This window comes from Acinetobacter sp. AS5 (assembly GCF_048957595.1).
GTDB lineage: Bacteria > Pseudomonadota > Gammaproteobacteria > Pseudomonadales > Moraxellaceae > Acinetobacter.
In genome coordinates this window covers 1-3,176 of the sequence record NZ_JARDAL010000104.1, presented here as the reverse complement: position 1 = coordinate 3,176, position 3,176 = coordinate 1, and the positions used below count along the sequence as shown (strand labels likewise).

The 3,176-nt window shown below is 46.6% G+C and carries 2 protein-coding genes and 1 tRNA gene; 1 reads left to right on the top strand and 2 read right to left on the bottom strand.

Annotation, left to right across the window (positions count from 1 at the left end):
* Nucleotides 1–121: 121 nt before the first annotated feature.
* Nucleotides 122–212, bottom strand: a tRNA-Ser gene (locus PV763_RS17180).
* A gap of 122 nt (nt 213–334) precedes the next feature.
* Here PV763_RS17180 and PV763_RS17175 point away from each other — a divergent pair.
* Nucleotides 335–2,215: a potassium transporter Kup gene (locus PV763_RS17175; RefSeq protein WP_004729217.1), complete on the top strand. Its 1,881-nt coding sequence runs from the start codon at nt 335–337 to the stop codon at nt 2,213–2,215.
* A gap of 80 nt (nt 2,216–2,295) precedes the next feature.
* On the opposite strand, the gene PV763_RS17170 is transcribed toward PV763_RS17175, so the two are convergent.
* Nucleotides 2,296–2,946, bottom strand: a complete 651-nt coding sequence (locus PV763_RS17170; protein ID WP_004729219.1) for a hypothetical protein — start codon at nt 2,944–2,946, stop codon at nt 2,296–2,298.
* Nucleotides 2,947–3,176: the final 230 nt, after the last annotated feature.

Sequence of the window (3,176 nt, the reverse complement as noted above, 5' to 3'; positions counted from 1 at the left end):
AAAAACACTAGGTTGGTATACGCCTAGTGAAGTTATGGCTGGTTTTTATACTGTTGCACTTGCCGCTTGAATCCGCCAAATATAAAAAAACCCGAATCATGTGATTCGGGTTTTTAAATTCTGGCGGTGAGAGAGGGATTCGAACCCTCGAAACGCTATAAACGTTTACACACTTTCCAGGCGTGCTCCTTCAGCCACTCGGACACCTCACCATAGGCCGAGGATAATAGCGAAAAAAACCAGCTGTGCCAAGCTGAAACAATTGATTTGCAGAAAAACTTTTAATGCGGTGCTATGATTCGCAAAAATGCTTGTTAAAAAACGAAGACAATATATGCAAAGCACTGCACAAAAGGCAGCTCTCCCGGTGATTACACTGGCTGCGCTTGGGGTCGTTTTCGGAGATATTGGTACCAGTCCGCTCTATGCACTGCGCCAATGCTTCCTTACCGCACATCTCGCCATTAGCGAAGCTTCTGTACTCGGCATCCTGTCCCTGATTTTCTGGTGCATGATGCTTACCATCAGCTTTAAATATGTCATGGTAATCATGCGTGCCGATAACAACGGCGAGGGCGGGATCATGTCACTGTTGGCATTAAACCTGCGTACCACACGAATCTCTGATCAAAAGAAAATATTCCTGATCGCTTTGGGTTTTGTCGGTGCCTCACTATTTTTTGGTGACGGGATTATTACCCCGGCAATCTCCGTGCTCTCAGCCATTGAAGGCCTGAGTATTGCTACACCCATTTTCAATCAATGGCTGGTGCCTTTATCCATCGGGATTCTGGCCGGGCTGTTTATGGTTCAGCGACACGGCACAGCCACCATGGGCAAGTTCTTTGGGCCTTTAACCATGCTCTGGTTTTTGTCGATTGGCGGTTTTGGTTTGTGGAGCATTATCCAGACCCCGTTTGTACTCTGGATGGTGAATCCCTACTGGGCCTATCATTTTGTGGTCGATCAGCCCTATGTGGCTTTTCTGACCATGGGGGCGGTGATTCTGACCATGACTGGGGGTGAAGCGATTTATGCCGATATGGGGCATTTTGGCCGTCTGCCGATTCGTCTGGCTTGGTTCATTATTGTCTTGCCATGTTTATTACTGAATTATGCCGGGCAAGGTGCCTTGTTACTGCGTAGTCCTGAAGCACTGGCGAATCCTTTCTATATGCTGCTGCCAGACTGGGCCTTATTCCCGATGATTGGACTGGCGACTGCAGCTGCGGTGATTGCCTCACAGGCGGTCATTACTGGTGTATTTTCTATGGTCAATCAGGCCATTCAACTGCGTTATTTGCCGCGCCTGTCAGTCAAGCATACCTCTGCATTGGAGCGCGGCCAGATTTATTTGCCTTTCATTAACTGGATGTTGTTTATCTCGGTGTTGATCCTGATTTTACTGTTTGAAAATAGTGCCAATCTGGCCAGTGCTTACGGCGTTGCAGTGACCATGACCATGCTCTGCGGCACCATTCTGATCTCGATTCTGGCCTATGGCTTCTGGCGTTGGCCGGTCTGGAAAGTAGCGTTATTTGCTGTACCATTCCTGGCACTGGATTTGGTTTTTGTGGCCTCAACGTCCTTGAAAATCGCTTCAGGTGGTTGGGTGCCGATTCTGATTGGCGCGGTACTGTTTACGATTCTCATGACCTGGAAAGATGGGCGTGCGTTGGTACTGAACCGGCTGGAACAGGATGCCTTGCCGATTGATCTGTTTATTAAAAGTATTTCGATGGGGGAAGGCACCAAGTTTGTGCCAGGCGATGCCATTTTCCTGACCGGTACACCAAATATTGTTCCGCATGCCATGTTGCATAATATTAAGCACAATAAGGTCTTGCATGAACGCAATATCATGCTGACAGTGATTACCCGAGATATTCCTTTTGTTGACAGGCAGGAGCGGATTGAACTGGAAAAACTGAGTGAACATTTTTACCGGGTGTTTATCTATTATGGTTTTAAGGATCAGCCGAATATTCCGGAAGCTTTACAGCAGGCCTATGAGCAATGGGATTTTGAATATGACCTGATGCAGATCAGTTTCTTTATTTCACGTGAACGGATTATGCATACTGTGGGTGAGGGTATGGCACCGTGGCGGGAAAAGCTGTTTATTTCTATGCAACGCAATACCAGTCCGGTCAGTGATTTCTATCAGATTCCACCCAACCGTGTGGTCGAGCTGGGCACCCAGATTCAGATGTAAATAAAATAAAAAAGCATAAAAAAACCAGAGGCACACTCTGGTTTTTTTATGAGAGAAACAATAAATAAATGAGTTTCAGATTATTGTTCGAGTTCTACCGCAGCCGGCACTTCAGGTGCAGCATTCAAAGGTTCTTCCATCAGTACTGGCTCTGCATCAGATTGAGCTGCAATTTCAGTTTGTTCATTGCTCACATCTGCTTCAGTCACAGCCGCTTGTTGCTGTGCTTCAGGCATCGGTTGTTCTGAAGCAATAGCTGCTTGCTGTTGCTCTTCAGACATTGCTGGTACAGCTGCTTGTTGTTCTTCCAGTGTTGGTTGTTGTTGAGGCGTCGTCATAGACGTGCTGGCTTCTACTTCTGATTCAGTGGCTGGTTCAACCAGATTGGCCGGCACCTCTGATTCATTCATGCCTGCTTCTGTGACAGGCGGCTGAGGAGAGACAGTGCCGGAATGATTCGGGGCTTGGGCCATCGCTGGATCATTTGGCATTTGTGTATCGGGCATGACTGGTTGTGGTGCCGCTGTGCGCGGATCGACCAGACGGATCTGACCAGAGTTCACCAAGCTTTCTAAAGAGGCTTCCTGACCATTCACCTTGGTACTAATTTTAGCTTTAGACAAGCTTTCAAGTGTTTCACCGGGTTGAACTGGTGGCTCGGCAAATGCAGCTACGCTGATCACACTTGTGAATAATCCTAAACCTAATGCTTTAGAGAGTTTGGAATTCATGATTGACACCATTACTAAATATTTGTACGAATTGAGATAGGCCGTTAGCTTTATACACTCAATCCACTGGGCCAAAAAAAGCTACGCAAACACCGAGAAACCTCATTTAAAAAGAAATAAAATTAGACAGTTTGTTACAACTAGCCGGGGTTTTAGGGTGTGTCCTCATTTGGCTTTGCACCAAATAAATATGCAGGCTATACGGATCATAGATTTATAATTGCGTGCCA